Annotated in this window: 33 protein-coding genes; 30 read left to right on the top strand and 3 right to left on the bottom strand. The window is 50.4% G+C overall.

Annotation, left to right across the window (positions count from 1 at the left end; genetic code table 11):
- Positions 1-5 precede the first annotated feature (5 nt).
- From ACIP6T_RS09790 to ACIP6T_RS09670, 25 genes are all read left to right on the top strand, one after another.
- On the top strand, positions 6-347 hold the full coding sequence (locus ACIP6T_RS09790) for an HNH endonuclease (protein WP_400456662.1): 342 nt from the start codon (positions 6-8) through the stop codon (positions 345-347).
- A 117-nt stretch (positions 348-464) separates the two neighbouring features.
- Positions 465-932 (top strand): phage terminase small subunit P27 family, encoded by a 468-nt coding sequence (locus tag ACIP6T_RS09785; protein ID WP_400456660.1) that lies wholly within the window; start codon positions 465-467, stop codon positions 930-932.
- A complete protein-coding gene (locus ACIP6T_RS09780) occupies positions 886-2,631 on the top strand; it encodes a terminase large subunit (protein WP_400456658.1) in 1,746 nt (581 codons plus the stop codon). Before ACIP6T_RS09785 ends, ACIP6T_RS09780 begins: the two co-directional genes overlap by 47 nt.
- Positions 2,631-3,935 (top strand): phage portal protein, encoded by a 1,305-nt coding sequence (locus ACIP6T_RS09775; protein ID WP_400456656.1) that lies wholly within the window; start codon positions 2,631-2,633, stop codon positions 3,933-3,935. Before ACIP6T_RS09780 ends, ACIP6T_RS09775 begins: the two co-directional genes overlap by 1 nt.
- An 11-nt stretch (positions 3,936-3,946) precedes the next feature.
- Positions 3,947-4,795 carry a head maturation protease, ClpP-related gene (locus ACIP6T_RS09770; protein WP_400456654.1) on the top strand — a complete coding sequence of 283 codons (849 nt, stop codon included), beginning with the start codon at positions 3,947-3,949 and terminating at the stop codon, positions 4,793-4,795.
- Between the two features lie 9 nt (positions 4,796-4,804).
- Complete coding sequence (locus ACIP6T_RS09765; RefSeq protein ID WP_400456652.1) at positions 4,805-6,025, top strand: phage major capsid protein; 1,221 nt, start codon at positions 4,805-4,807, stop codon at positions 6,023-6,025.
- 42 nt (positions 6,026-6,067) lie between these two features.
- The gene (locus tag ACIP6T_RS09760) at positions 6,068-6,364 is read left to right on the top strand and encodes a hypothetical protein (RefSeq protein WP_400456650.1); all 297 of its coding nucleotides are present in this window, start codon (positions 6,068-6,070) and stop codon (positions 6,362-6,364) included.
- A gap of 9 nt (positions 6,365-6,373) precedes the next feature.
- Entirely contained in the window at positions 6,374-6,703 is a 330-nt protein-coding gene (locus tag ACIP6T_RS09755; RefSeq protein WP_400456648.1) for a head-tail connector protein, read from the top strand.
- 1 nt (position 6,704) lies between these two features.
- Positions 6,705-7,094, top strand: coding sequence for a phage head closure protein (locus ACIP6T_RS09750; protein WP_400456646.1), 390 nt, complete (start codon positions 6,705-6,707; stop codon positions 7,092-7,094).
- A complete protein-coding gene (locus ACIP6T_RS09745; RefSeq protein ID WP_400456644.1) occupies positions 7,087-7,593 on the top strand; it encodes a hypothetical protein in 507 nt (168 codons plus the stop codon). Before ACIP6T_RS09750 ends, ACIP6T_RS09745 begins: the two co-directional genes overlap by 8 nt.
- Complete coding sequence (locus ACIP6T_RS09740) at positions 7,590-8,150, top strand: hypothetical protein (protein ID WP_400456641.1); 561 nt, start codon at positions 7,590-7,592, stop codon at positions 8,148-8,150. The genes ACIP6T_RS09745 and ACIP6T_RS09740 overlap by 4 nt, the downstream gene beginning before the upstream one ends.
- 3 nt (positions 8,151-8,153) lie before the next feature.
- Positions 8,154-8,342 carry a DUF2635 domain-containing protein gene (locus tag ACIP6T_RS09735; RefSeq protein ID WP_100702694.1) on the top strand — a complete coding sequence of 63 codons (189 nt, stop codon included), beginning with the start codon at positions 8,154-8,156 and terminating at the stop codon, positions 8,340-8,342.
- Positions 8,342-9,838 carry a phage tail sheath subtilisin-like domain-containing protein gene (locus ACIP6T_RS09730; RefSeq protein ID WP_400456639.1) on the top strand — a complete coding sequence of 499 codons (1,497 nt, stop codon included), beginning with the start codon at positions 8,342-8,344 and terminating at the stop codon, positions 9,836-9,838. Before ACIP6T_RS09735 ends, ACIP6T_RS09730 begins: the two co-directional genes overlap by 1 nt.
- Complete coding sequence (locus ACIP6T_RS09725; RefSeq protein ID WP_039335980.1) at positions 9,838-10,194, top strand: phage tail tube protein; 357 nt, start codon at positions 9,838-9,840, stop codon at positions 10,192-10,194. Before ACIP6T_RS09730 ends, ACIP6T_RS09725 begins: the two co-directional genes overlap by 1 nt.
- Positions 10,191-10,514, top strand: a complete 324-nt coding sequence (locus ACIP6T_RS09720) for a phage tail assembly protein (RefSeq protein WP_400456637.1) — start codon at positions 10,191-10,193, stop codon at positions 10,512-10,514. The genes ACIP6T_RS09725 and ACIP6T_RS09720 overlap by 4 nt, the downstream gene beginning before the upstream one ends.
- 84 nt (positions 10,515-10,598) lie before the next feature.
- Positions 10,599-12,437, top strand: a complete 1,839-nt coding sequence (locus ACIP6T_RS09715; RefSeq protein WP_400456635.1) for a phage tail tape measure protein — start codon at positions 10,599-10,601, stop codon at positions 12,435-12,437.
- A gap of 60 nt (positions 12,438-12,497) precedes the next feature.
- Positions 12,498-12,950 carry a hypothetical protein gene (locus ACIP6T_RS09710; RefSeq protein WP_400456634.1) on the top strand — a complete coding sequence of 151 codons (453 nt, stop codon included), beginning with the start codon at positions 12,498-12,500 and terminating at the stop codon, positions 12,948-12,950.
- Between the two features lie 55 nt (positions 12,951-13,005).
- A complete protein-coding gene (locus ACIP6T_RS09705; RefSeq protein WP_400456631.1) occupies positions 13,006-14,331 on the top strand; it encodes a DNA circularization protein in 1,326 nt (441 codons plus the stop codon).
- Complete coding sequence (locus ACIP6T_RS09700) at positions 14,328-15,401, top strand: phage baseplate assembly protein (protein WP_400456629.1); 1,074 nt, start codon at positions 14,328-14,330, stop codon at positions 15,399-15,401. Before ACIP6T_RS09705 ends, ACIP6T_RS09700 begins: the two co-directional genes overlap by 4 nt.
- Positions 15,401-15,958 (top strand): phage baseplate assembly protein, encoded by a 558-nt coding sequence (locus tag ACIP6T_RS09695; protein ID WP_400456627.1) that lies wholly within the window; start codon positions 15,401-15,403, stop codon positions 15,956-15,958. Before ACIP6T_RS09700 ends, ACIP6T_RS09695 begins: the two co-directional genes overlap by 1 nt.
- Entirely contained in the window at positions 15,955-16,368 is a 414-nt protein-coding gene (locus ACIP6T_RS09690; RefSeq protein ID WP_400456625.1) for a phage GP46 family protein, read from the top strand. Before ACIP6T_RS09695 ends, ACIP6T_RS09690 begins: the two co-directional genes overlap by 4 nt.
- On the top strand, positions 16,361-17,428 hold the full coding sequence (locus tag ACIP6T_RS09685) for a baseplate J/gp47 family protein (protein ID WP_400456623.1): 1,068 nt from the start codon (positions 16,361-16,363) through the stop codon (positions 17,426-17,428). The genes ACIP6T_RS09690 and ACIP6T_RS09685 overlap by 8 nt, the downstream gene beginning before the upstream one ends.
- Complete coding sequence (locus ACIP6T_RS09680; RefSeq protein WP_400456621.1) at positions 17,419-18,000, top strand: YmfQ family protein; 582 nt, start codon at positions 17,419-17,421, stop codon at positions 17,998-18,000. Before ACIP6T_RS09685 ends, ACIP6T_RS09680 begins: the two co-directional genes overlap by 10 nt.
- 2 nt (positions 18,001-18,002) lie before the next feature.
- Positions 18,003-18,788 carry a carbohydrate kinase gene (locus ACIP6T_RS09675; RefSeq protein ID WP_400456619.1) on the top strand — a complete coding sequence of 262 codons (786 nt, stop codon included), beginning with the start codon at positions 18,003-18,005 and terminating at the stop codon, positions 18,786-18,788.
- Complete coding sequence (locus ACIP6T_RS09670) at positions 18,788-19,177, top strand: tail fiber assembly protein (RefSeq protein ID WP_400456617.1); 390 nt, start codon at positions 18,788-18,790, stop codon at positions 19,175-19,177. The genes ACIP6T_RS09675 and ACIP6T_RS09670 overlap by 1 nt, the downstream gene beginning before the upstream one ends.
- On the opposite strand, the gene ACIP6T_RS09665 is transcribed toward ACIP6T_RS09670, so the two are convergent.
- A complete protein-coding gene (locus tag ACIP6T_RS09665) occupies positions 19,170-20,123 on the bottom strand; it encodes an acyltransferase family protein (RefSeq protein ID WP_400456615.1) in 954 nt (317 codons plus the stop codon). The two genes, ACIP6T_RS09670 and ACIP6T_RS09665, sit on opposite strands and share 8 nt — an antisense overlap.
- 655 nt (positions 20,124-20,778) lie before the next feature.
- On the opposite strand from ACIP6T_RS09665, the gene ACIP6T_RS09660 reads away from it, so the two are divergent.
- The 5 genes from ACIP6T_RS09660 (at position 20,779) to ACIP6T_RS09640 (ending at position 23,442) form a co-directional block, all read left to right on the top strand.
- Complete coding sequence (locus ACIP6T_RS09660; RefSeq protein WP_400456613.1) at positions 20,779-20,976, top strand: hypothetical protein; 198 nt, start codon at positions 20,779-20,781, stop codon at positions 20,974-20,976.
- A gap of 391 nt (positions 20,977-21,367) precedes the next feature.
- The gene (locus tag ACIP6T_RS09655; RefSeq protein ID WP_400456611.1) at positions 21,368-21,607 is read left to right on the top strand and encodes a DNA polymerase V; all 240 of its coding nucleotides are present in this window, start codon (positions 21,368-21,370) and stop codon (positions 21,605-21,607) included.
- On the top strand, positions 21,607-22,869 hold the full coding sequence (gene umuC / locus ACIP6T_RS09650; protein ID WP_400456609.1) for a translesion error-prone DNA polymerase V subunit UmuC: 1,263 nt from the start codon (positions 21,607-21,609) through the stop codon (positions 22,867-22,869). Before ACIP6T_RS09655 ends, umuC begins: the two co-directional genes overlap by 1 nt.
- 5 nt (positions 22,870-22,874) lie before the next feature.
- Positions 22,875-23,165 carry a hypothetical protein gene (locus tag ACIP6T_RS09645; protein ID WP_400456607.1) on the top strand — a complete coding sequence of 97 codons (291 nt, stop codon included), beginning with the start codon at positions 22,875-22,877 and terminating at the stop codon, positions 23,163-23,165.
- Positions 23,149-23,442 carry a hypothetical protein gene (locus ACIP6T_RS09640; protein ID WP_400456606.1) on the top strand — a complete coding sequence of 98 codons (294 nt, stop codon included), beginning with the start codon at positions 23,149-23,151 and terminating at the stop codon, positions 23,440-23,442. The genes ACIP6T_RS09645 and ACIP6T_RS09640 overlap by 17 nt, the downstream gene beginning before the upstream one ends.
- Before the next feature lie 518 nt (positions 23,443-23,960).
- Here the strand turns inward: ACIP6T_RS09640 and ACIP6T_RS09635 are convergent.
- Both ACIP6T_RS09635 and ACIP6T_RS09630 read right to left on the bottom strand, forming a co-directional pair.
- Positions 23,961-24,962: a hypothetical protein gene (locus tag ACIP6T_RS09635; RefSeq protein WP_400456604.1), complete on the bottom strand. Its 1,002-nt coding sequence runs from the start codon at positions 24,960-24,962 to the stop codon at positions 23,961-23,963.
- Positions 24,963-25,483: 521 nt separating this feature from the next.
- A complete protein-coding gene (locus ACIP6T_RS09630; RefSeq protein ID WP_400456602.1) occupies positions 25,484-26,398 on the bottom strand; it encodes a formate/nitrite transporter family protein in 915 nt (304 codons plus the stop codon).
- Between the last annotated feature and the right edge of the window lie 96 nt (positions 26,399-26,494).

Below are 26,494 nucleotides of genomic sequence, written 5' to 3'. Positions count from 1 at the left end.
TTTCAATGTCCGAGCCTCGTATCTACAACAGTCGCTGGGACAAGGCCAGACTGTCATTCCTGAAATCGCACCCCATCTGTGTCATGTGCCACAGGCAGGGTAGAGCCATAGAAGCAACGGTCGTCGATCACATTAAGCCTCATCGCCTGAAAGAGGCAATTAGAGCCGGTAACCAGGAGGACATAGCGAAAGCTCAAAAACTCTTCTGGGATAAAGGCAACTGGCAATCCCTCTGTAAGCTGCACCACGACTCTACTAAGCAGCGCGAAGAGAAGCGCGGTTATATTATCGGATGCGACGAGAACGGGCTGCCACTAGACCCACAGTCGCACTGGCGCAGGGAATAGAGCACAGATACACGGGGAGGGGCGGATAAAGAGTTCATGGATTATCCTCTTCCTGACCGCCCGCCCCCCTTTTTATGCACAACCGCGAAATGAAAAGTTTTTTTCTGGGAGGTTTTTATGGCCGGAAGACGACCAAAACCTACCCATCTGAAAGTTGTTACTGGGAATCCCGGCAAGCGCGTGCTCAATAAAAAAGAGCCGAAGCCCGCTCGGGAAATTCCAAGCCCTCCATCACATCTGACCGACTGGGGTAAAACAGCCTGGGGAAAGCTCACCGTTCTTCTGGACGGGATGGGCGTGCTCACGGTTGCGGACACATTTGCGCTCGAACGGCTCTGCGATCTTTATGCGGAAATTCTGCAATTGCGCCAGATAGTCGATATCGAAGGGCGCACCTATACGACTAAAACCCAGATGGGTGATTTTCTGATTAAAGCAAACCCGGCTGTCGCCATGCTGGCGGATGTAGATCGCCGGTTCAAAAGTTATCTGGTGGAGTTCGGCCTTACACCGGCTGCCCGGTCAAAGGTAAATGCTGATGGTGGAGAAAAAGAAGAAGACCCGTTCAACCAGTTCTTCGGTTGATCCAGCTACACAATATGCCATGGACGTTACCAGCGGCTCAGTCATAGCGGGCCCGGATATCCGCGCTGCCTGCGCCCGGCATCTTCGCGATTTAGAAGAAGGGCCAGAGCGCGGACTGTTTTGGGATGTTGAAGCTGTAACTCGCGTCGTTAATTTCTTCGCTCAGGTTTTAAAGCTCAATGGTGGGGAGCATGAGGGAAAGCCTTTTATCCTTCTGCCATGGCAGTGTTTCATCGTTGGTTCTCTGTTTGGTTGGAAGACGGAAGACGGCACGCGCCGCTTTCGCATGAGCTACATCGAATCCGGTAAGGGTTCAGGCAAGTCTCCCCTGGCTGGTGGTGTTGGTCTTTATCTGCTGATGGCGGACAAGGAGCCACGCGCCGAAGTCTACGCGGCGGCCACAAAAAAAGACCAGGCGATGATCCTATTTCGCGATGCTGTAACGATGGTCGATCAGTCGCCCGCTCTGGCGCAGCGCATCACCAAATCCGGCACCGGTCTTAACGTGTGGAATCTCGCGTTTCTGCAGACGGGCTCTTTTTTTAAACCCATCAGCTCTGATGATGGTCAGTCAGGTCCGCGTCCGCACGGCGCGCTGATTGATGAAGTCCATGAGCATAAAACAAACGCCGTTGTTGAGATGATGCGTGCCGGGACTAAGGGGCGCCGTCAGGCGCTGATGTTCCTCATCACCAACAGTGGCCACGATAAGACCAGCGTCTGCTACGAATATCATGAGTACGGTCGCAAGGTTGCAGCCGGTGACCTCGTTGATGACAGCTTCTTCAGCTTCATTTGTTCGCTGGATGAGGGCGACGATCCATTTAAAGATGAATCCTGCTGGGGAAAAGCTAACCCATCTCTGGGGCAAACATTCACGGATAAATATCTGCGTGAGCAGGTGACGCAGGCGCGTGGCATGCCTTCAAAAGAGAGCATCGTTCGTCGCCTTAACTTCTGTCAGTGGGTCGAAGCGTCCGACCCATGGATAGACAGCGACACCTGGATGAATTGCGAACAGGACTTTGATCCCGAAGATTTGGCGGGAGAAGAGTGTTATGGGGGGCTGGACCTGTCAGGCTCCCGTGATCTGACTGCACTGGCGCTTTACTTCCCGAAATTCAAAAAGCTTTTAGTTGAATTCTGGACGCCTAAAGACTCTCTGCTTGAGCGCGCCAAGACGGATCACGTTCCCTATGACGCCTGGCTGCGTAATGGTTTTATTCATGCGCCACCGGGCAAGGCTGTGAATTATGGGTTTGTTGCCGTTCGTATTGGTGAGTTGGCGGCCAGATATGACATTAAGTGCATCGCGTTTGACCAGTATCGCATTAAATATCTGGAGCCCGAACTCGAAAGCGAGTCTGTTAGCGTTGACCTTGTTCCGCACGGTCAGGGCTTTTATAAGGCGCAAGAATCCGGACTCTGGATGCCGCGATCTATCGAGTTGTTTGAGGAACATCTTAATAACCGGGTACTGGTTATCCGCCCTAATCCCTGCCTGCGCTGGAATGCGGCCTCTGCGGTGCTTGAGGCTGACCAGAAGGACAACCGCATATTTGCCAAAAAGAAAAGTACCGGCCGTATCGACGGCGTGGTGGCTTCCGCTATGGCAATAGGTGCAGCAGAGGATGCAGTGCTGGTGGACAGCGGCGATCCTGATGACTTTTTTGATGACCCGATCATGGTAGGTATCTGATGAAGGAAAAAAAACAGCCGGGTCGCATCAAGAGCGCGATTGTGAACTGGCTTGGTGAGTCCATTGGGCTTAACGATGCTGCTTTCTGGCAGGAATGGTACGGCACCAGTAGCAGCGGCAAGGTCGTGACAGCAGAGAAAGCGCTGGCGCTGGCCTCTGTATGGGCCTGCGTGCGCCTGCTGAGCGAGTCAGTTTCAACCCTGCCGATGAAGGTTTACGAACGTGCCGCTGACGGCTCGCGCAAGCTGGCGCTTAATCATCCGGCCTATCAACTGCTGTGCCGCCGCCCGAACAGCGAAATGACGCCGTCGCGCTTCATGCTGATGGTCGTTGCCAGTATCTGTCTGCGGGGTAATGCCTACGTTGAGAAAAAGATGATCGGTACCAAGCTGGTCTCACTGGTTCCGCTGCTTCCCCAGAGCATGAAGGTGGAGCGGCTGGACAGCGGCGAACTGCAGTACACATACACCGAGAAGGGCGTACCGCGCATCATCCCAGTTAAAAATATGATGCACATCCGGGGCTTTGGTCTGGATGGTGTATGCGGAATGATGCCGATGCGCACCGGGCGAGACGTGTTTGGTGCAGCGATGGCGGTCGAAGAATCAGCCGCAAAAATTTTTGAAAACGGTATTCAGACGTCAGGTTTCTTTCTTTCAAAGAACCTGCTGACCAAAGAGCAGCGCCAGAAAAACCGCGAGAACCTCAACCGGTTCGTTGGTTCAAAAAACGCGGGCAAGGTGATGGTCCTTGAGGGCGACATGTCTTACCAGGGCATCACCCTTAACCCTGAAGATGCGCAGATGCTGGAGTCACGATCCTTCAGTATTGAGGAAATCTGCCGCTGGTTCCGCGTGCCGCCGTTTATGGTCGGTCACGTTGATAAGCAGAGTAGCTGGGCGTCGAGCGTTGAAGGCATGAACCTGCTCTTCCTGACGAATACGCTGCGCCCGATGCTGGTGAACATTGAGCAGGAGATCTCACGCTGCCTGCTGAACGGTGATGAAGACCTATTTGCTGAGTTCTCCGTTGAAGGCCTGCTTCGTGCCGACAGCGCCGGACGCTCCGCTTATTACACCACCGCGCTGCAGAATGGCTGGATGTCCCGTAATGACGTGCGCCGTCTGGAAAATCTGCCGCCGATTGAAGGTGGTGATATCTATACCGTGCAGCTGAACCTGACACCGCTTGAAGACTTACGCAAAAACAGCATTGCCACAAGAGCCACGCTGTTGCGCGAAGTCCACAATGCCGTTTTCCCGGACATTCCTTTCGATCAATCACCGCTTAAACAGGCGGCTTAGGAGCATCCCCAATGACAGTAAAAAGTCTTCCGGCAGCGCCGGAGGGGCGGCCTTTTGCGCGCGAAAATCGCAATCTGCCGTCTTCCGCAATGGATCGCTGGAACGGTGGCATCAAGGCCGCAAAGAGTGATGAAAACAGCATTTCCGTGTTCGACGTCATTGGCGTTGACTGGTACGGCGATGGCGTTACCGCCAGCCGCATCGCTGCTGCGCTCCGCTCAATCGGCGGTGCCGACGTGACCGTGAACATCAATTCGCCGGGCGGCGACATGTTTGAAGGCCTGGCGATTTACAACCTGCTGCGTGAATACGAAGGGAAAGTGACCGTCAAGGTGCTTGGACTTGCTGCCTCAGCTGCTTCGATTATCGCGATGGCTGGTGATGAGGTCCAGATTGGTCGCGGTGCATTCCTGATGATCCATAACTGCTGGGTTTATGCGATGGGCAACCGTCACGACCTTCAGCAGATTGCGGCGGACATGGTGCCTTTTGATAAGGCTATGAACGATATCTACGGTGCTCGCACGGGGCTGGATACCGCCACTATCGACGCGATGATGGACGCTGAAACTTACATTGGTGGCAGTGATGCCGTTGATAAGGGTTTTGCGGATCGGTTGCTTTCGGCAGATGAAATCGCTGATGACGACGACAGCCCCGCCGCTGCATTACGGAAGCTGGACGCGATGCTGGCAAAAACCGATGCACCGCGCTCCGAACGTCGAAAACTTCTCAAAGCATTAACCGGCAGCAAGCCAGGCGCTGCTGCCACTCCTGAAGGTATGCCGGGCGCTACCGACGAAATCAACCCTGAAAGTATTGAACAACTTAATAACGCGCTGGCCGCGTTCGGCAAATGAGGATTATCCATGTCTGAAGTAAATGAGATTCTGAAAAAGGTCACGGCAAGCATTGAAGAAGCTAATGGCAAATTCAGCGCTAAGGCAGAAGACGCCCTGAAAGAGGCAAAAAAGGCGGGTTCACTCTCAGCTGAAACGAAAGGCGCAGTTGATAAAATGGCTTCTGAATTAAATGCCCTGCGTGAAGCCGAAAAAGTTCTTAAAGCCTCACTTGGGGAGCTGGAGCAGCACGTTGCTCAGATGCCGCTGGCGAATGCAAAAAAAGTTGTAGAAACCGTTGGCCAAACCGTGGTCAGTAGCGAAGCACTGAAAGCATTCGCCGCCAGCATTGAGGGCAACCGCCGCCTGAGCATTCCGGTTAATGCCGCGCTGCTTTCAGCGGACGTTGCCGATGGTGTCGTTGAGCCACAACGTCTGCCGGGTATTGATACGCAGCCAAAACAGCGCCTGTTTATCCGCGATCTGATTGCCCCCGGTCGCACATCATCTCCGGCTATTTTCTGGGTGCAGCAGACAGGCTTTACCAATGCCGCAAAAGTGGTGCCTGAGGGCACGACCAAGCCGTACAGCGGCATCAAGTTTGCCACCAAAATCACGCCGGTGGTCACTATCGCTCACATGTTCAAAGCCGCGAAGCAAATCCTTGACGACATGCCGCAGCTTCAGTCAACCATCGATGCAGAAATGCGCTTCGGCCTGAAGTATGTCGAAGAGCAGGAGATTCTTTTTGGCGACGGCACCGAAGGCGCGCATCTGCACGGCATTGTGCCTCAGGCCACCGCGTTTGAGGCCGCGTTCGAAGTCGCAAATCAGAGCGGTATTGATGACCTGCGTCTGGCGATGCTTCAGGCACAACTGGCGCGTTTCCCTGCGTCGGGCCACGTTTTGCACTTTATCGACTGGGCCAAAATCGAGCTGACCAAAGACACGCTGGGTCGCTATATCCTGGCAAATCCGGCTGCGCTTACCGGCCCGACACTCTGGGGGTTGCCAGTTGTGGCCACCGAAACTGCCGCATTCCAGGGGAAATTCCTGACCGGTGCGTTCAATGCTGCCGCGCAGCTCTTTGATCGTGAAGAGGCCAACGTGGTCATCTCAACTGAGAACGCCGACGACTTTGAGAAAAACATGATCTCAATTCGCTGCGAAGAGCGTCTGGCGCTTGCAGTTAAGCGCCCTGAAGCCTTCATTTACGGCTCGTTCACCGCTCCTGCTCCGGCTGGCGCGTAACCCATCACGGCGGCCTGCGGGCCGCTCCACGGAGAAAGCACGATGAAACTGACTCTTGTCCGGCCTAACTATCACGATGGCGTTGTCGTTCCTGAAGGCGGCACGATTGAAACCACGGAGCAGCATGGCCGCGAGCTGGTGAAAAAAGGTTACGCGCGGGAAGTGGCTAACGATGACGCCAAAGCGAAAGCGGCAGCTGAAGCTAAGGAAAAAGCTGAAGCTGAAGCCAGAGCAAAAGCCGAACCTGATGCTAAAGCTCAGGCAGAGGCAGAAGCCAGAGAAAAAGCGGATGCGGAAGCCAAAGCGGCAGCTGAAGCGAAGGAAAAAGTCAAAAAATAAGGGCAGGCCATGCTGCTGACGCTCGACGAAATTAAACAGCAATGCCGGCTGGAAAAGGATTTTACGGAAGAAGATCGGCTGCTGGAATTATTTGCCCTGGCTGCAGAGGCAAAGGCGGTGACCTACCTTAACCGAAATCTCTATAAAACAGTGGACGACATTGCCCCGCTTGATACTGACGGCATTGTCATCACCGAGGATATCCGTCTTGCTCTGCTAATGCTGGTCAGTCACTGGTATGAGCACCGTAGCTCTGTGTCCGAACTGGAGATGACTGAGACGCCTCAGGCGTTTGAGTTTCTTCTCTATTCACGCCGCCTGCCTGTGTCGGGGTACTGATATGCTGTTACGGTCATCAAATACCAGCGCTGTATTCACGCTGCCCGATCCTGGTGAACTCAATAAGCGCATTCACTTACGGCAGCGCATAGATCAGCCGACGGCCGATTATGGTGTTGAACCGGTTTATCAGAATGAAAAGGATGTGTGGGCAAAGGTCCGGCAGGTAGGCGCTACGACTTATCACGAATCCATTCAGGCTGATGACATCATCACCCACTACATCACGATCCGGTTTCGACAGGGCATTACTTCTGATTTTGAGGTCGTTTATGGCGGCAATATCTACCGGGTTAAGCGCCTTCGCGATCTCAACTCCGCTGGCCGTTACCTGCTGATGGAGTGCGAGGAGCTGGGCGCGGTAGAGCGCGATGGAGAGATGTATGGCTAAGCCGCTGCTGCACGTCGATTTCGAACAGCCGAAAGAGCTTGTCTTTAACCGCGCCAAAATGCGCAAGGCCTTTGTAAAAATAGGCCAGGTGCACATGCGTGACGCACGCCGGATGGTGATGCGGCGTGGGCGTTCATCTCCAGGCGAGAGCCCAGCATACCTCACTGGCAGGCTGGCACGCTCAATCGGTTACTACGTTCCGCGTGCATCAAAAAACCGTCCTGGACTGATGGTGCGGATTGCGCCAAACCAGAAGCGGGGCGAGGGCAACAGGCTCATTGAAGGCGATTTCTATCCGGCCTTCCTGTTTTACGGTGTCCGGCGCGGGGCGAAACGCGGTAAAAGCCACCATAAAGGCAAGTCTGGCGGCAACGGCTGGCGTGTTGCGCCACGCAAAAACTATATGGCTGAGGTGCTTGAATCCCGCAAAAGCTGGACGCGTTACGTCCTCAGCAGGGCGCTACGCACCTCCCTCAGGCCTGAAAGGAAAAAGAAATGAAGCTATCCCTTGTGATAGCTGCGCTTCGCGCGCGATGTCCTCGCTTTGCGGGCAACGTGGCTGGTGCGGCGGAATTTAAAGCCATTCCTGAAACCGGGAAAATGAAGTTACCTGCGGCATACGTTGTGCCGACTGAAGACGTCACCGCCGAGCAAAAGTCACTGACCGACTACTGGCAGAACGTCACTGAAGGGTTTGCAGTTGTCGTTGTGCTGGACAATACACGCGACGAACGCGGACAGGCATCAGGTTATGACGCGGTGCATGACGTGCGGGGTGAAATCTGGAAGGCGCTGTTGGGCTGGCAACCGGATGAAGACGCGGGCCCGGTGGCTTATTCCGGCGGTCAGCTTCTGGATATGGACCGTGGACGACTCTATTACCAGTTTGAATTCATGCTGACGCGTGAAATCACAGAAGATATGACGCGCCAGCATGACGATCTCAATGCTCTGGATGATTTCAGAGAAATCGATGTCGACGTGGACTTTATCGGCAAAGACCAGAAACCAGACGGCATCATCGAACACAAACTTCGGGTCAACCTCAGCGAGTAACCAATGAAACTAAAACCTGTTGCCGGGCGGTCAGTTCCTGATCCTGCCCGTGGCGACCTATTGCCCAAAGAGGGGCGAAACGTCGAAATGAGTACCTACTGGCTCCGCCGTATTAAGGCCGGGGATGTTACGGAAGTCAAAGCAGAAACCAAGGCTTCTGCAAAAGACGCAACTAAACAAGGTGGCGAGTAATGACTGTCAGCTTTAATCAGGTGCCTTCTGATATCCGTGTGCCGCTGTTCTGGGCAGAGATGGATGCCAGCCAGGCAAACAGCGCGAGTTCAAGCAGCCCGGCACTGCTAATCGGGACAGTGGCGACCACGGCAACTGTTGTGAAAAACACGCTCACTATCATGCCCTCTGCTGATCTAGCCGGGAAAATCTGCGGCTTCGGTAGCCAGTTGCACCGTATGGTCAAGAGATATCGCGCCATCGATCCATTTGGTGAGTTGTGGATTCTGGCTGTGGGTGAATCTACAGGTGCGCAGGCAGCAGGCTCGGTAGTCATTGCAGGCACAGCTCAGGCGTCAGGTACGCTCAGCCTTTATATCGGGGTTGAACGTGTGCAGGCCGCCGTGGTGATTGGCGATGAGGCTGCTGACGTTGCCACCACGCTGGCAGCTGCTATCAACGCGAATGCCAGTCTGCCTGTTACTGCAACAGTCACTGACGGATCAGTGGCAGTGAAAGCGCGCCACAAAGGCCTGACCGGGAATGACATCCCGCTGATGCTGAACTACTACGGCACGGTGGGCGGTGAAACTACTCCGGACGGCATTACCGTGACCATCACTGCGCTCTCTGGCGGCACCGGTTCACCGGACCTTACCGACACCATTGCTGCCATGGGCGATGAGCCGTTTGATTTTATTGGTCTACCGTTCAGTGATTCGGCTTCTCTCGCCACCATGGCGCTGGAAATGAATGATGGATCGGGACGCTGGAGCTATGCGCGTCAGCTTTATGGCCACGTCTACACTGCGAAAACAGGCACACTGTCAGACCTGGTTTCCTTCGGCGACACCATGAATAACCAGCATATCACCGTTGCGGGTTATGAAGTGGCCACACAGACAGCCTGCGATGAGTTGGTAGCGATGCGTACCGCACGCAACGCGGTATTTATCCGTAACGACCCAGCGCGGCCAACACAAACCGGTGAGCTGACCGGGGCATTGCCGGCACCGAAAGGGAGCCGCTTCATTCTTTCAGAGCAGCAGTCTCTGCTGACGCACGGTATTGCAACCGCCTATGCCGAAAGCGGTGTGCTGCGTATTCAGCGCGATATCACAACCTATCAGCAGAACAGCTACGGCGTGGCTGATGACAGCTATCTGGACAGTGAAACGCTGCATACCAGCGCTTACGTCTTGCGAGAACTGAAGAGCGTGATCACCTCCAAGTACCCGCGCCATAAACTGGCCAATGACGGCACCCGCTTTGGTGATGGTCAGGCGGTGGTGACGCCAGCGGTTATCAAAGGTGAGATGTGCTCGGTCTACAAACAGATGGAGCGTTCAGCCATTGTTGAAAACTTTGACCTGTTCAAAACCTATCTGGTGGTGGAGCGCAACGCGGATAATCCAAACCGCGTTGATGTGCTGTTCCCGCCTGACTACGTTAATCAGCTGCGCGTGTTTGCTCTGGTTAATCAGTTCCGTCTGCAATACAGCGAGGAGAGCGAATAATGTCCCGTATTGCTGGTACCACGTATTTCAAACTCGACGGGCTTCAGCTGTCGCTGACGGGCGGCATAGAAGTGCCGATGAACACCAAGGTAAATGATGATGTCATTGGCCTTGATGGTTCTGTTGACCGTAAAGAAACGCACCGCGCGCCTTACATTAAAGGCACCTTTAAAGTGCCCAAGGGCTTCCCGCTCAGCAAAATCACCGAGTCCGACAGCATGACCGGTACTGCTGAGTTGGCTAATGGTCAGGTGTATGTCCTGACCGAAGCCTGGTTGTTTGGTGAGGCCAACCACAATGCTGAAGAAGGTACGGTTGACCTTGAATTCCACGGTTCAGAAGGATTCTACCAGTGAAAGAGTTGGTACTGACTAAACCTATTGTGGCGGCAAATGAGACGCTTCATGTGCTGGAAATCCGAGAGCCCACTTACGACGAAGTTGAGCAATTCGGTATCCCTTTCAGCTACAACGAGTCCGGTGAAATGAAACTGGATTCCCGCGTCACGCTGAAATACATCCCGGTGCTTGCTGCTATCCCGCGCTCTTCTGCGGCGAAACTGGCGCTCAAGGATGTATTTATGGCTTCAATGACAATCGTTGGTTTTTTTACGGGGTCGGAAGCGGCGGAGGGTTCAGAAAGCGACTCTACAACACCGCCCACTTCTGGCGAATAAATCCGCTTGAGCTAAAAAATGTCAGCCTCAGCAAATTTCTTGAAATGGAAGCTGAGGCCGTCCGCATCTCTGAGGAAATGAACCGTGGCAGATAGTTTTCAGCTGAAGGCGATCATCACGGCAGTGGATCAGTTGTCTGGTCCACTGAAGGGGATGAGCAAAAACCTAAAAGGCTTCCAGAAGGAGGCCAAAAATATCATGGTCAATGCGGCGGCTATGGGCGTCGCGCTGACCTCAGCGTTTGCAGTGCCAATCAGCCAGGCGATGGATTTCGAATCGCAGATGGCGGACGTACGCAAAGTCGTTAACTTCGACACACCACAGCAGTTTAAAGAGATGAGTGAGGACGTACTTAAACTCTCGACTCAGTTGCCAATGGCTGCAAACGGTATTGCACAGATCGTCGCGGCTGGCGGTCAGTCCGGTATCGCGCGTAAAGACCTGATGCAGTTCGCCAGCGATGCTGTGAAGATGGGCGTGGCATTTGACCAGACAGCCGAAGAGTCAGGTCAGATGATGGCGCAATGGAGGACGGCGTTCAGGTTAACTCAAACTGATGTTGTAGTACTTGCTGATAAAATTAACTATCTGGGCAACACCGGACCTGCGAATGCCGCGAAGATATCCGAGATTGTCACCCGTATTGGCCCCCTGGGGGAAATTGCAGGCGTAGCATCTGGAGAAATTGCGGCATTGGGTGCCACAATTGCTGGTATGGGTGTTGAGCCAGAGATTGCTGCTACAGGCATCAAAAACTTTATGAAAGCGCTGACCTCAGGCGCAGCTGCAACTAAATCCCAGAAGCAGGTACTTAAAGCGCTCCGAATTAATCCTAAGAAGTTGGCAGCGGCTATGCAGAAGGATTCTAAGGGTGCAATGCTGAAGGTGCTGGAAGGTATATCCAAAATACCGAAGGCAGATCAGTCTGCAATCATGAACCAACTATTCGGCAGTGAATCGGCAGGCGCAATTGCTCCTTTGCTCACGAATATGGATTTGCTGCGCACCAACTTCAATCGCGTTGCGGACGCTCAGCAGTATGCGGGCTCAATGCAAAAGGAATATGAGTCGCGCGCGGCTACTACCGCCAACTCAGTCCAGTTGCTGAGAAATCAGTTTAACGCTGCCAGCATCACTATCGGTGAAATGTTCCTGCCCGATATCGTCAAGCTGACTCAGAAGGTTCAGCCAATGGTCGAACAGTTCAGACAGTTCACCAAAGCTAACCCCGAAATGGTACGTGGCACCTTTAAGTTTGGTCTGACGTTGCTTGGTACCGCTTCTGCAGTTGGCATTGCCGTCAAGGCGGTGAAGATGTTCGAAACCGTGTTGAAGATGTCCACTATGGGCAAGCTGGTTTCCCTGCTGGTGGTGGGTGGGAGCCTTATTGTAAGCAACTGGGATCAGGTTGGTCCGGTTGTTAAAGCGGTATGGCAAGACGTAAATGATGTCGTTGAAGCGATGGGTGGATGGAAAAGCACGATTGAGGGGGTCAGTGCCGTTATGGCTGGCGTATTCACCATCCGCACCGTCGGCACTTTGAAAACCGCGCTTACAACAGCAACTTCACTTTCCGGCGTGCTGGCGCAGATTGCCTCACTAGGAGCACTTACGGTTTCCATCGGCGTAGCGATTTATATTTTCAAAAAACTGAATGATATCGCTGATGCAGTCACTGAAAAGGACGGCACTACATCCTTCTGGCAATCCCTGAAGAACCGATGGAATGCTGGCGGCTGGTATAACAATCAGCAGGGAGGTGCAGGCTATCAGTCAGCGGTCCCGCTTTCACGCCCACAGCAGGGTGAGCTGAAGGTGACATTCGATAATGCTCCACCCGGCATGCGCGTTGCGCCAGCGGGTAATTCATTGCCTTGGCTTAATTATGATGTTGGTTATAATCGGTTCAGTGGGAATAACTAACATTTAATATTCCAATTGATTCCCATTGTTCTCTCTTTTAATTAACTCTGGTGATGGAATATGAAAAAAATCGCAGCAGTAATTCTTTCCTTGTTTTCCGCAGTATCATTAGCTAAAGACAACAGCTTTACGACTAACTTCGTTAATGAGGTCCAAAAGGCAGCTGACGGAGCAGGCCAACTTAGCGAGCAGATAGTTGTAGAGTGCCCATCACCTTCCGCAAGTGGAACCTTTCTTATCACCCACGCAACTTACGATTTTGGAAAAAGTTTGGGGGTATATGTTTTCAAAGGGGGTGCGGGGCCAGATGCAAGGCTTAACTGGATTGGCGCTAAGTTTAAAAATGGCGATCTGAGCTCAGATTTAATAGTTGGTTATGACTTTGGGTTCACGCTTCCGGGTGGGCAATTTTTCCTGACAGTAATGAAAAACGGTAAAATTAAAGCCGGAGTCAATAAAAATGGCACATCGGGTGTGAAGGAAATTAACTGCAAGGTCATAATGCCTGACTGATTAGGACACAAAAACACAACCCGCTTCGGCGGGTTTTTTATTGCCTGGAGATCGCATGAGCTGGATTGATAATCTGCAGGATGCCTCACTGCGCGGCGTGCCTTTCAAAGTCGATGAGGATGAAGCCACATTCGGCCGTCGTGTTCAGGTCCATGAATACCCTAATCGAGATAAGCCATGGGCTGAAGACATGGGCCGCGCAACGCGTAAATTTAGCGTCCAGGCTTATCTGGTCGGTGATGACTATTTTGAGCAGCGCAACAAACTGATCGAGGCAGTTGAAAAGCCCGGAAGCTGCACTCTCGTGCATCCGTTCTACGGCGAAATGACCATCACCGTTACGGATGAAGTTCGCTTTAGCCACACTAAAGACGAAGGCCGCATGTGCCGCGTCAGCTTCAGCTTCATCGAGTCGGGCGAGTTGTCATTCCCTAAAGCCGGTATTGCAACCGGGTCGAAGCTTACGGGCGCAGCAGCGCTGATGGATGATTTCCTGTCATCTGCATTTGAGGCGTTTGGGCTTGATGGCTTGCCAGACTTCACACAAAACGGTCTGCTGGATGATGCAACGGAAATGTTCAACACCGTCACTGATGCCATGCAGTACGTTGACTCTGGCATCAGCGCTGCCTCACGCCTAATGCAGGGTGATTTGTCTGTATTACTGATGCCGCCATCAAGCGGTATGAATTTCGTCAACCAACTTCAGACCATGTGGCGAGCCGGTACAAAACTTACTGGTAATGTCACAGACCTGATCTCAATGGTTAAAGGTCTCAGTGGCATTACTTTAGATACCGGACTTGCCCCGCGCGGGGTATGGAAAACCGACAGTGCCAGCACGCAGGCCAGAACGCAGCAGCGCAATCACGTTGCGCAGGCCATACGCACATCAGCGCTCAGCGAGGCGGTGAATACGGTAACGAGCCTTCCGAAATCCTCATCATCAACGATTGCGGCAGAACACCCATCTGCAACAGTCATTGTTTCGCACCCTGCGGTGAATGACGTGCTGGAAGATGGTGCAGCCGTGGGGGTAATTACCTCCACAGCAACTGATACGGTTCCGTCCTGGGATGATTTAACCGAAGTGCGTGACACGCTGAATACCGCTATCGATCAGGAGATGACCCGCGTAACTGATGACGGACTGTTCCTAGCCCTGCGACAGGTGCGCACTGCGCTGAATGAAGATATCACTGCTCGCCTGGAGCAAACCTCCAGAACGGTTGAACGCGTCCCGCCCGAAATTTTACCTGCGGTAGTGCTTGCTGCTGACTGGTATGACGATGCCGGGCGTGAATATGACATCACCGCGCGTAATGCCATCCGGCACCCCGGCTTTGTTCCGGTTAAAACCCTGAGAGTGCCTGTCCAGTGAATACAACCGTACTTCTTCGCGTTAATGGCCATGAGTGGGGCGGGTGGACTTCTGTCCGCATTGCCGCTGGCATTGAACGCATCGCAAGGGATTTCAACGTACAGATCACCCGCTCATGGCCGGGTGATGAATCACAGGTCAGTCGTCGCAGCCGCATCAAAAAGGCCGATAAGGTTGAAGTGCTGATCGGTGACGATTTGGTCATTACCGGATGGGTGGAAGCAACACCCGTTCGTTATGACGCTAGCAGCATCTCAATGGGCATTGTCGGGCGCAGCAAAACAGCAGACCTCGTTGATTGTTCGGCCTCACCCTCTCAGTACAACGGACGTTCAATCGTTCAGGTTGCATCTGACCTTGCCAAACCTTTCAGCATTAACGTTGTAGATGCTGGCGGCGTTTCGGGCGTACTGCAGGGCGTGCAGGCTGATCAGGGCGAATCCGTTATGGATGTACTGAATAAGATGCTGGGCCTGCAGCAGGCGCTGGCCTATGACAACGCAGCCGGTGATTTAGTCATTGGCGGCATTGGTACGGTCAAGGCCACTACAGCGCTGGTGCTGGGTGAAAACATCCTGACCTGTGACAGCGAGCAGAGCATTAAAGACCGTTTCAGTAGCTACCAGGTGTCAGGCATGCGCGCCGGAAACAACGACGATTTTGGCGAAGCAACAACAACGGCTATTCGGGGCACGGCAACAGATACTGGCATTGCCCGTTACAGGCCGCTACTGGTCAGGCAAACAGGTAATGCCACTTCAGCAACCTGTGCAGAGCGAAGCGAGTTCGAAATGCGCCAGCGCGCCGCCAAAACTGATGAAGTGACCTACACCGTACAGGGCTGGCATCAGGGTGACGGCAAGTTGTGGCAACCCAACATGCTGGTGAACGTATTTGATCCCGTTCTGGGGTTTGATAACCGGGAAATGGTTATCGCCGAAGTGACCTATCAGCAGGATGAAAACGGCACTATCAGTGAACTGCGCGTTGGCCCCGCAGACGCTTACCTTCCAGAGCCTGCCAAGCCCGGCAAGCGTAAGAAAAAAGCCGCAGCGGAGGATGATTTCTGATGACTGGCCCACTTAATGCGCTGAACCGCGCAATTTCAAACATTCTCGCCCGGGCGGTATTGCGCGGTATCGATACGGCCAGTAAGTGCCAGATGCTGGAAATCAGCATGCCTGGTGGGGAGGGTAAAAGCGATATTGAACACCTTGAGCCATACGGCTTTACTTCAGCTGCAAAGGAGGGCGCTGAAGCCGTTGCAGCCTATTTTGATGGAGATCGTTCACATGGAGTTGTGCTGGTGGTCTCGGACCGTCGGTATCGGCTGAAAGGCTTAAAGTCCGGTGAGGTTGCCATTTATGACGACCAACAGAAGTCGGTAACCCTAACACGCACAGGGATTGTTGTGGATGGTGGCGGGAAACTAATCACCCTGAAAAATGCCCCTAAAGCCCGTTTCGAAATGGACATCGAATCCACCGGAAATATTACTGACAACTGCGATTCTGGCGGCGTCTCCATGGCTCAGATGCGTGTGATTTATAACGGGCACAAACATAAAGAGAACGGCGACGGCGGCGGCATAACAGATGCAACCTTGCAACAGATGGGGGGATCATGATCCTCACGATTAACGGTAAGAAACAGGCTGTTTATGAGATTAATGACCCGCTAACTCGCGCTGTGGTCATCTCGCTCTTCACCTGGAGAAAGGCAGGGAAAGATGATGTCCCTGAAGAGGTCAATGGCTGGTGGGGCGACACGTTTCCCACTGTGCAGAATGACCGAATCGGCTCCCGGCTTTATCTGTTAAAACGCTCAAAACTGACCAACCAGACTCCTCTAAAAGCGCGCGAATACATCACTGAGGCGCTGCAATGGCTGACGGCTGATGGTGTTGCAGCGCGCGTTGACGTTACCGCAGCAAGATTGAACATTAACGCCATGTCAGTTTCCACCGTAATAAGCAAACGCGACGGTACAACGTTGTCGCTTTCATTTGATGATTTATGGAGTGAACTCAATGGTTGATAGCGGCTTTTCCCGCCCGACACTCCCTCAGCTGATTACCGCAGTACGCAGCGATATTCTGACGCGCCTTGAAGCTGACACCACGCTGGCAGAACTCCGCCGAACGGATGCAGAGGTATACAGCCGCGTGGTGGCCGCATCGGTGCACACCGTTTACGGCTACATCGACTATCTTGCCCGGAATCTTCTACCTGACCTCTCGGACGAAGACTGGCTAACTCGCCACGGCAATATGAAGCGCGCCCCGCGAAAAGCCGCCACTGCCGCTTCTGGCTATGTTCGCTGGGATGGCGTGACGGGAACAGCAGGCATATCTGCAGGCGTAACGATTCAGAGAGATGACCTGGTATCTTTCACCACCACGGCCAGCGCCACACCATCAGGCGGTGTTCTGCGCGTGCCAGTCACCTGCGATATCGCAGGCGTAACAGGCAACACTGATGACGGCATTACCATGCGCCTCACCAGTCCGGTAACTGGACTGCCATCCGCTGCAGTTGCGGACACTATTCAGGGCGGCACCGATATCGAAGACCTTGAAGTGTGGCGCGCCAGAGTCATTGAGCGCTGGTATTACACCCCACAGGGTGGCTCAGACACCGATTATGAGATCTGGGCAAAAGAGGTTTCAGGCGTAACGCGTGCCTGGACTTACCGGCACTGGTCAGGGCGCGGAACGGTGGGGGTCATGCTGGCAAACAGCGACCTCTATAACCCGATCCCGGATGATGCTGTTGTGTCCGCCGTGCAGGCACATATTGAACCGCTGGCACCGATAGCCGGTGCAGATGTTTATGCATTTGCCGCTACGCCGAAAGTGGTCGATTACCATATCCGGCTGACTCCAGATACTGAAGAAATCAGACTCGCGGTTGAAGCTGAAATAAGAGCCATGAACCTCCGCGACGGTGTGCCAGAGGGCGCCCTTGAACCCTCCCGAATCAGCGAGGCCATCAGCCTGGCGACTGGTGAATACAGTCATGTTCTGGTTAGCCCTGCAGATGAAGTGCCAATTGCGAAGGGCGAAATAGGCGTGGTGGGAGACTTCACATGGACCTGACAGCGCAATACGAGCAGATGCTGGGGGCGCTGTTGCCGCGCGGCCCCGCATGGGATGCCAGTGATCCATTGCTTTTAGGTTGCGCACCTGTTCTGTCGCGGGCTCACGCTCGCGGCGATGCCCTGATGCTTGAGATTGACCCGCGATCAGTCACTGAACTTATTGACCGCTATGAAGGTATTACGGGGCTGCCTGACAGCTGCACACCCACAGGCACACAGACGCTGCAGCAGCGCCGCCAGAGGCTTGATGCAAAGATAAATCTCGCGGGTGGGATTAACGAAGCGTTTTATCGGGCTCAGCTTGATGCGCTTGGTTATACCGGCGCAACGATCACGCGATATCCAAAAAGCAGTTTCACCTGTAATTCAGTCTGCACCGACTCACTATACAGCGACGAATGGCGCTATTACTGGCGAGTGAATATTCCAGCATCTGTTCAGATAAACCCAATGACATGCATCGGTGACTGCACTGATTCAATCCGCACCTGGGGCGACACCGTTGTTGAATGCGTCCTCAGTAAACTTGCCCCATCGCACACCTATGTAATTTTTTTGTACACGGAGTAATTATGCATCGTATAGATACATCTACCGCTCAGGTGGATAAATTTGGCACGGGTAAAAATGGCTTTACCGGCGGTAACCCGCAAACTGGTGAACTGCCAACTGCGCTTGATGAAAACTTTTTTGACGCAGTTCAGGAAGAGATTTGCAATGTAATTGAGGTCGCTGGCATTACCTTAGTTAAGGGAACACGAAATCAATTATTGAGTGCACTTAAAAAAAGTTTTCAGTCCGGAAGATTGATTGGTTTAAAGGTATTTACCGCGAGTGGAACTTACATTCCAACAGATGGAACTAAGAAAGCTAAAGTCACGGTTACTGGTGCTGGAGGGTCTGGCGAGTTTGTTCTAAATGCAGCGCGTGGTGCTGGTGGCGGAGCGGGAGGAACTGCCATTAAGTTTTTAGACATCTCATTGGCAAGCTATGCGATTACTGTTGGTCTAGGGACAACATCAACAGGTGGAACATCATCTTTTAGCACTCTCCTTTCAGCAACAGGAGGAGCCCCTGGAGCATCAGGGACTGGTGGTGCAGGTGGTATGGGTGTTGGCGGAGATATAAACCTTCCTGGTGGTTATGGAAGTGATGGTCCTGGTGCCGGTTATTCAGGTGGTTCAGGGGATGGCGGTGCATCCTATTGGGGCGGGGGGTATCGTTCTGCCAATGGGGCAGGAACATCTTTCCCTTCACCCGGTGCACCTGGCGGTGGTGGTGGCGGTAATGCGGCGGCTAATAGTGCTGTTAGCCGTTCTGGAATTCAAGGCATTGTGTTGGTTGAGGAATATTCATAATGGCAAGGTACGCAAGAATCAACGAAAATCTCGTTGCTGAGATATTTGAAACAGATAATGACATATCAGAAATGTTCCACCCAGATATTGTTTGGGTAGATGTATCAAAATTGTCTCCCGCGCCCGAAGTCGGATGGAGTTATTCCGATAGCGAATTTAGCAAGCCAGTTTTAGATTATAAATCTATTAATAACAGCATAAAGCAGGAGCTTAGACTCTCCGCCGAAAGTAACATTTCCGTTTTACAATATGCTGTTGACCTTGGAATGGCAACTGAAGATGAATCCAGACTTCTTACTTCTTGGAAAAAGTATTTAGTGTTAATAAGTAGAGTTAACACAGAAGGTGAAGTGGATTGGCCTGAACAGCCCGCCTCCGCATTTAATTAATTAGCTTCAGCTTTTTTCTTAACATGTGCCTTACTCTAACCATTTTTTTCTCAATAATTACTGAAGAAGCGTATCCGCAGACTATTGAAGCAATAACGCAAAGTGCCAACACCTGAGGTCTTTTATAGTCAACTGCTAATTCAGAAATAGCGAAAAATATTAAGAAATGATTTAAGTATACGCCATACGAAATGTCACCAAGTATGGCGTCATACTTGTGATAATTGAATTTAGTTAACAGGCAGACAATAGGGAGCCCTATCATGTAACCAAATATTAGGTTTCTATTGCCAAGCATTGGTCCAGAATCATATACATATGATAGGATTAGTAAAAATGTAAAGTATGTGTAAGTAAGCAAAATTATCTTTCTGCCAAGGCCTGAGCGAATAAAAACACCAGACATGAAAAACAGAAGTGTTCCCCATATCATCCTATATCCATTGTAATCATTTTGAATTATTAAGCTAAAGGCTATAGTGAAAACCAATAATGATAAGATATGAGTAATAACTTTTTTCCTAAATATAATTATTAGCGGTGCTAATAAATAAAATTGTAACTCTAAACCTAATGACCAAGACTGAGGTATAGCAATCCACTCATTGTGATAATGAGCAAAAAAGTTTAGCGGTAGCATCAAAAAGTTACTAACAACTAATAGAGGATTAGTTAATATAAGTTGATTGCCTGTCAAAAACATCACGGTAAATGTGATTAACAAATAAAAAATAAACTGAGGGAAGAGCCTAAGGCACCTATCACTGTAAAACAGTAATATTTTTTGAGGGTTGTTATAGTACTTTTCAACCAGAATACTAGTTACGTATCCGCTGATAATGAAAAAAGATACAACAGCAGCAGCTCCCTGGTTATACCCAAACACTCTCAAGCCGCCATGTGATGTCACAACCAAAATAGCTAAAATAAGCCTGTAAGTTCCCATCTCAATCCCTTGTGTTTGCTTACTAAATCTTAACAGAGTGAAAAGCTAGTTTAAAGAAACGCAGGCCGAAAAAAGCCCCGGCGACGGGGCAGAGGTAGACCGCGCCGATCTGAGCAGGCTGCGGATAGTTCAGTCTAGAACCAGTGCTTATACCAAGCCAGTCCCAGTATCAGAAGGATGAGTGCCAGCACATTGAGTATTGTCACACCCTTGGGCGATAGGTTCATTGGGTATTCCTCAATGAGATGTTGATTCTTAATTGTAGATACTGTGCGGATTTCGAGCATAAAAAAGCCCGGAGCAGTGGTCCCGGGCGGCAAAAAATTAATGCCTAACACTTCCAGCAGGTTGAGAGCTGTCTCGAGAAGAAATTGAGACAAGTTAATAATAGTCAGTAGCTTATAGTTTTCCATATAGCCATTAAAAAATGCCCGCGTGTGCGGGCTAAAACTTCTAAGGCTAAGTCATGTCGTACGCAACACGCTTGCTGTGTGTTACGAAAGAATAATAATCTACTGGAACAGATTTGCTGTTAGAAACATTTGAATTAATCATATGCTAGACAGTGACCATCAAGTTCGTTCAAATTTGAGCCGTTTCTTATCCCATTCCCCTGAATCAGGAGTACGGTAAAACCTCCACCACAGGAGGAAGCATGGACATTGAAGTTTGTGACCTCGCCTTAGATGCCGTGCGCAATGTTATTGGGCAGGCCGTTATGGATATGCTTGAGGAAGGCCTGCCAATCACGAATGACTCTCTGGTCGAATATCTGGCCGCTATGTACGAAGATATCGACCGGAGCTGTGTAGCTGAGCTGGCCATGTATCTCTTTGGGGTCAGCAAGCACTGATAAAAGCCTGCTGCTTATGCCTGTGGCTGACCAACGGGTCCCTTGCTCATTGGGCCGTTAGGCAATGGCTGCTCAGTTTGAACGTTAGGGCGCCCGTCGGGCCCGATAGGCCGCTCAGAGTGATAGCATCCTGATAAAGCCATCAGACTGGCAATGATAATAATCCCGCCAAAAACTCTTTTCATACAATCACATCCTTTGTAATGGCAACCATGTGTTGCTATCTAATCGTAGAATTCCCGCCCACGTTGTCAAAAAACGAGCAATCAGAAAAATAAAAATCGTTATCCACCAACCGCTTTACAAAAACCTCTCCCGCTGCGCCTTGATCAATTCCACCGATCAATATTACTGTATTTATATACAGTATCTATCAGGGAGGGAGATGACCATGCCCCGCGATTATGAAATCATGATGGCCTTTAAGCAGGCTATGAAACGAGATGCATCAGGCCGCTTCACTATCAGCACGCTAGACTTTGTCTGCGAACTGGAGCGGCTCAACTGGCATTACACTCTCCGGTCAGCCAATAGCTGGATCGAGATGCACACCACGACGTTCCGCGACATCTCAACCGCAGATGGCGATGAGCGCACGTTTCAGGTGTTCAATCCAAATGGCGGCATGTGATGTTTGCGCTCGTTGACGTGAACTCATTTTACGCCAGCTGCGAGACGGTGTTTCGACCAGACCTGCGCGGCAAGCCGGTTCTGGTGCTGAGTAACAATGACGGCTGCGTCATCGCCCGTAGCGCTGAAGTGAAAGCGTTGAAAATCCCGATGGGAGCGCCTTACTTCAAGCTAAAGGACGATATCCGACGCCACAAGATTCATGTGTTCAGCAGCAACTATGCGCTGTACGCGGACATGAGCAATCGCGTGATGACCATACTCGAAGATATGGCACCGTCGGTGGAAGTCTATTCGATTGATGAGGCGTTCATGGACGTTACCGGGCTGGACAAGCTGCAGTCTTTCGATGCGCTTGGACGAAAGGTGAGGGCGCGAATAAAACAGGAGGCGCATCTCACTGTTGGCGTTGGCATAGCACAGACAAAGACACTGGCTAAGCTGGCTAACCATGCTGCTAAAAAGTGGACAAAGACCGGCGGCGTGCTTGACCTGTCGGACGTTGAGCGCCAGCGCAAGCTCATGGCGCTGATAGACGTTGAGGATGTTTGGGGCGTGGGAAGGCGGATCGCCAAACGTTTAAAAATTATGGGCATCAATACAGCCTTGGACTTGGCTAACAGCCCCATCAAGCTGATGCGCGATAATTTCACTGTCGTAATGGAAAGAACCATCCGGGAGCTGCGCGGCGAGCCCTGTCTCGAATTGGAAGAGTTCGCGCCGACTAAGCAACAGATAGTCTGCTCACGTTCGTTTGGCACCCGCATCACTGAATACGAAGACATGAGGCAGGCGGTTTGCTCATATGCAGAGCGCGCTGCCGAAAAGCTGAGAAGGGAGCGGCAGTATTGTAGTCAGGTAGCGGTGTTCGTACGAACCAGCCCGCACGCTGAAGGCGAAGTGTTCTATGGCAATCAGGCCATGGGCAGGCTCCTTACCCCAACAAACGACACGAGAGAGATTATTCGTGTTGCCATGCAGGGACTCGACCATATCTGGCGCGACGGGTGCCGGTATATGAAAGCAGGCGTGATGTTGGGAGACTTTTACAGCCAGGGTGTCTCTCAGCTCAATCTCTTTGACGAATTCAAACCACAGGCCAACAGCGAATCACTGATGCGTGTCGTTGACGGTCTCAACCAGAGCGGGAAGGGGAAATTATGGTTTGCAGGACAGGGTATCCAGAAATCCTGGGAGATGAAGCGCGAAATGTTGTCGCCGGCATACACAACCAGACTGTCAGACCTGCCCGTGGCGAAGTAACGTTTATGCTTCAGCCACTGCAGCACCTAATCCCGACCAGCAAGAGCTGCTATCTGGTGGAGTGGAAAGGGCGCAGCTGTGTCATCGATGAGAAGCGGCGGCCACAGAACGGCGATACTGTTCTGCTCGATATGTCAGGCCTCTATGAATGGGGGCACGCTTATCTGCACCCTAGCCGGATTATTACGGATGACGGCCTGACGCTGGAAGATGATCTGCTTGAGGATGTGGCTGTTGTGGGAGTGGTGACGCATGAGGTGACTGCAATACACGAACAGGATGGCTCGCCAATTTGAAAGTTTGCCGTTTCGATCTATTTTTATTTTAAGCCAAATTTACATCATCAAATTCAGTATGAAAGACATCAGATCACATAGAGCAGGGATGATTGGGTGCGCCATTGGAGTTGCTGTCATTGAGATCACAGCCAGAGGCGGAGAGATTAATCATGCAAACATATTGTATGAGCTTGAGAGGATTGCAGCATCGTCTAACGATCTGCAGGTAAAGGCATTTTCACTTGATGCAGCTGAGCTTCTAAGGAAGCAATCGGAGGAAGCTTCCGAAAGCTAGGCTTGAAATAAAAAGCCCGGTAGTGGTGGCTGACCGGGCTAGGCACAATCCTATGCCAAACATTTCCAATGAGAGCAGGTCAACTTTACAGGGAAGTAGAAGTGACAATTTGATAATAGAGCGGACCTGAATAAACGCTAGCGAAGCGGCAAATCCATTCTGCAAAACTAAAATCAAACCTTTGATCTATATAGGATTGATGCGTGTGACATTTAGTATCAAATAAGCTCAGTAAAACCTATTTTTTATAAATAAAATCAATAACATAACAAACTTTTAATCATGTAATGCTGCGTCATCTCGTACATGATTTTCCCTCGACATAATATCGCCAGAAATGACGCTTTACCAATAGATGTTATCTTTAAGGATGTGTAGGTTTTAGTAGTAGTGAAGCATGAGGTTACTACGATTCATGAGTAAGGCAATTACAAATGATTAACAATAAAGCCCGGCATCATAAGTCGGGCTCATTAAAACTAATTAAAAAATAATCATTATCAATAAGTAAGAGACTGTTAATTTTTTATTAAAGTTCTAATGTGTTCAAGTTCCGCATCATTAAATAGATCTTTTATATCACTGTCTATTTTGGATAAAACCTTTTCAATTAGCTTCTTCTGCAATGTTTCATGAGAACGATCTTTGGTCGCGACTGTTAATGCTTTTGTAATCAAATCTTTTATTTCTTTAATATCTGCATATTCTTTGCAAATCAGCATGTAACAAGCTAAGTTATAAATCAGAATTGGGTTGCTATTATCCTTTTTAATTAACTCTTTAATTATTTCTAGGGCACCTTTAACATCATTAACTCGTTTAAGTACAAAAGCTTTTAATACTAAAAATTTATCGTACATTTTATAGTTGCTTTTTTTATCAATAAGCTTCAAACCATCATTGATAAATCCAATTGAATCTTCATATTTTTTTTGTGCAGCAAGTTCATCTTCATGTGTGAGCGGGATTTTCTGGCTGAATCTTTGTGCCGCTTCAACTGCATCTTTTGCTTTCATGTAAAGCAAGTCAATTCTGAATTCTAAATCTCTTTGTTTAAGTTCTTTATTCTCTTCTTGCAGTGAACCTATGTCATGCTTGTTTTCTTTATTTTCTTCGTTTAATACTTTAACTTCACTTTGCAGGACTTTATTAGCAATGTTGTCTAAAAGTCCATATCCTAAATATGACGCAATGCCAGAAAGAGAAATCAGCATAAACATTTGCTCTATAAATACAGATGCGGACTTATCCTTAATAGGTAACATGATTGATTCATAATTAAGGTGGAGAAATGAAGCTATAAAAGGCAGGCAAATAAATGCTGATCCAATGCCAATGGAGTGTGAGCTTAATATTTTCAGGTTTTTAGTTTCTGCAGTATCAGAAAGGTATATCTTACCACGCCTGAGGTTGCTTCCTAAAAGGGCTCCTCCCAAGATAATCAAAACTAAAAAACTAAAGTTTAACAATACAGAAATTGTGGGATGTTGCGTTAGAGAGAAAGAAGAAAAGTAATCCATCTTTAGAACTTCCATTGAAAAAGGGCGTTAAACGCCCTTTCCGGTGTCCGGACCTAAAAGCTTAATTTAGAAATCCGGATGCTCATCTGAGAATCGAAATTTCATAATCATGCTCACTCCTAGTAAGGTTAACTTAAAAATTCGCTATGCATACTTGTTGATGCAGCAAGGTAACTATAGCTTGCTACTAAAAGGGGTGCAACACCATTAGTGTTTTGATTGCAAAGCGCAATAGCCACCCCGAAGCTATAAAATTACATATAAATCATAAGCATATCTCGATAGCCATAACTTTAATCTGAAATTTTCATCATGGTAAACGAATTGTTTTTGTGTACAAAAACGAGTACCTTTTTTTAGGGTTGTCTTGTTTATATTGTTGTTATTAAAGGATATTTTTATAAGTATCACCATATCCATTTAACTAAGGAGACGCCGGGCGCGCAGTATAACGCACCACGCGGTTAATTTTAACTACGCGAAGGTTGATCGCTCAATCTATCAACAATATAAGGCCAACCTCACACCTGTTTTTGCTTCTCTTTCCGCTTCTGTTCCGCACGCGCTTTCGCTTTTGCCGCTTCACTCATGTCATTACGAATCTGCGCATGGCTGATCAAAGCAAAAATAAGCGTACCGCCGGTGATATTGCCGAGCAGCGTGGGCAGCGCAAAAGGCCAAAAGAATTCATACCAGGGCAGCGTACCGGCAAACACCAGATACAGCACCTCAACGGAGCCCACCACGATATGCGCTAAGTCTCCGAGCGCAACCAGCCAGGTCATCATGACAATTACCACAATTTTTGCCGCGCCCGCATAGGGGAACATCCATACCATGGTGGCGATAATCCAGCCGGAAATCACCGCATTAGCGAACATTTCGCTTGGTGGGTTTACCATCACTTTTTCACTGATAGCGGTAAAGGCCTGGCGGGTAGCATCGTCAAAAATCGGCATATGATTGAAGGCTAATGCGCCCAATGCGGTACCGATTAAATTGCCGACCAGCACCACGCCCCACAGGCGCAACAGCAGAGCAAAGTTGCTGCCGGTGGGTTTGTGCATCACGGGTAAAACGGCAGTTACGGTGTTCTCGGTAAACAGCTGCTGACGCGCCATTATCACGATGACAAAACCAAAGGTATATCCCAGGTTCTCCAGTAAAAATGCGCCGGGTACGCCTTTCAAATGGACCTGAAAAATGCCTTTTGCCATCAAGGATGCGCTCATCGACAATCCCGCGGCCACGGCAGACCACAGCAGCGCCATACCATCGCGTTCTAACTCTTTTTCCCCATCCTGGCGAATCTCTTCATGAATCGCTGCGGCCTGCGAAGGCAGAGCATCTTCATCGACTTCAATCTCCTTGCCTTGATCTTTTTCATCACTCTCTACATCGTTGTCACTGTTTGAAATCGATGGTGAATGTTTCATGTTTTCCCCTGGTGATAATGCCAATGCGTAATAAGCGTAGTTGGTTTTAGCAAGGGTATTTTGTTACGAAGATTCAAAATAAGAGTAACGAAGTTT

This window comes from Pantoea sp. NPDC088449, from assembly GCF_044753225.1.
Classification (GTDB): domain Bacteria; phylum Pseudomonadota; class Gammaproteobacteria; order Enterobacterales; family Enterobacteriaceae; genus Pantoea; species Pantoea floridensis.
Note: the sequence above shows the minus strand (reverse complement) of the source record. Positions and strands in the feature narration are given on the sequence as shown.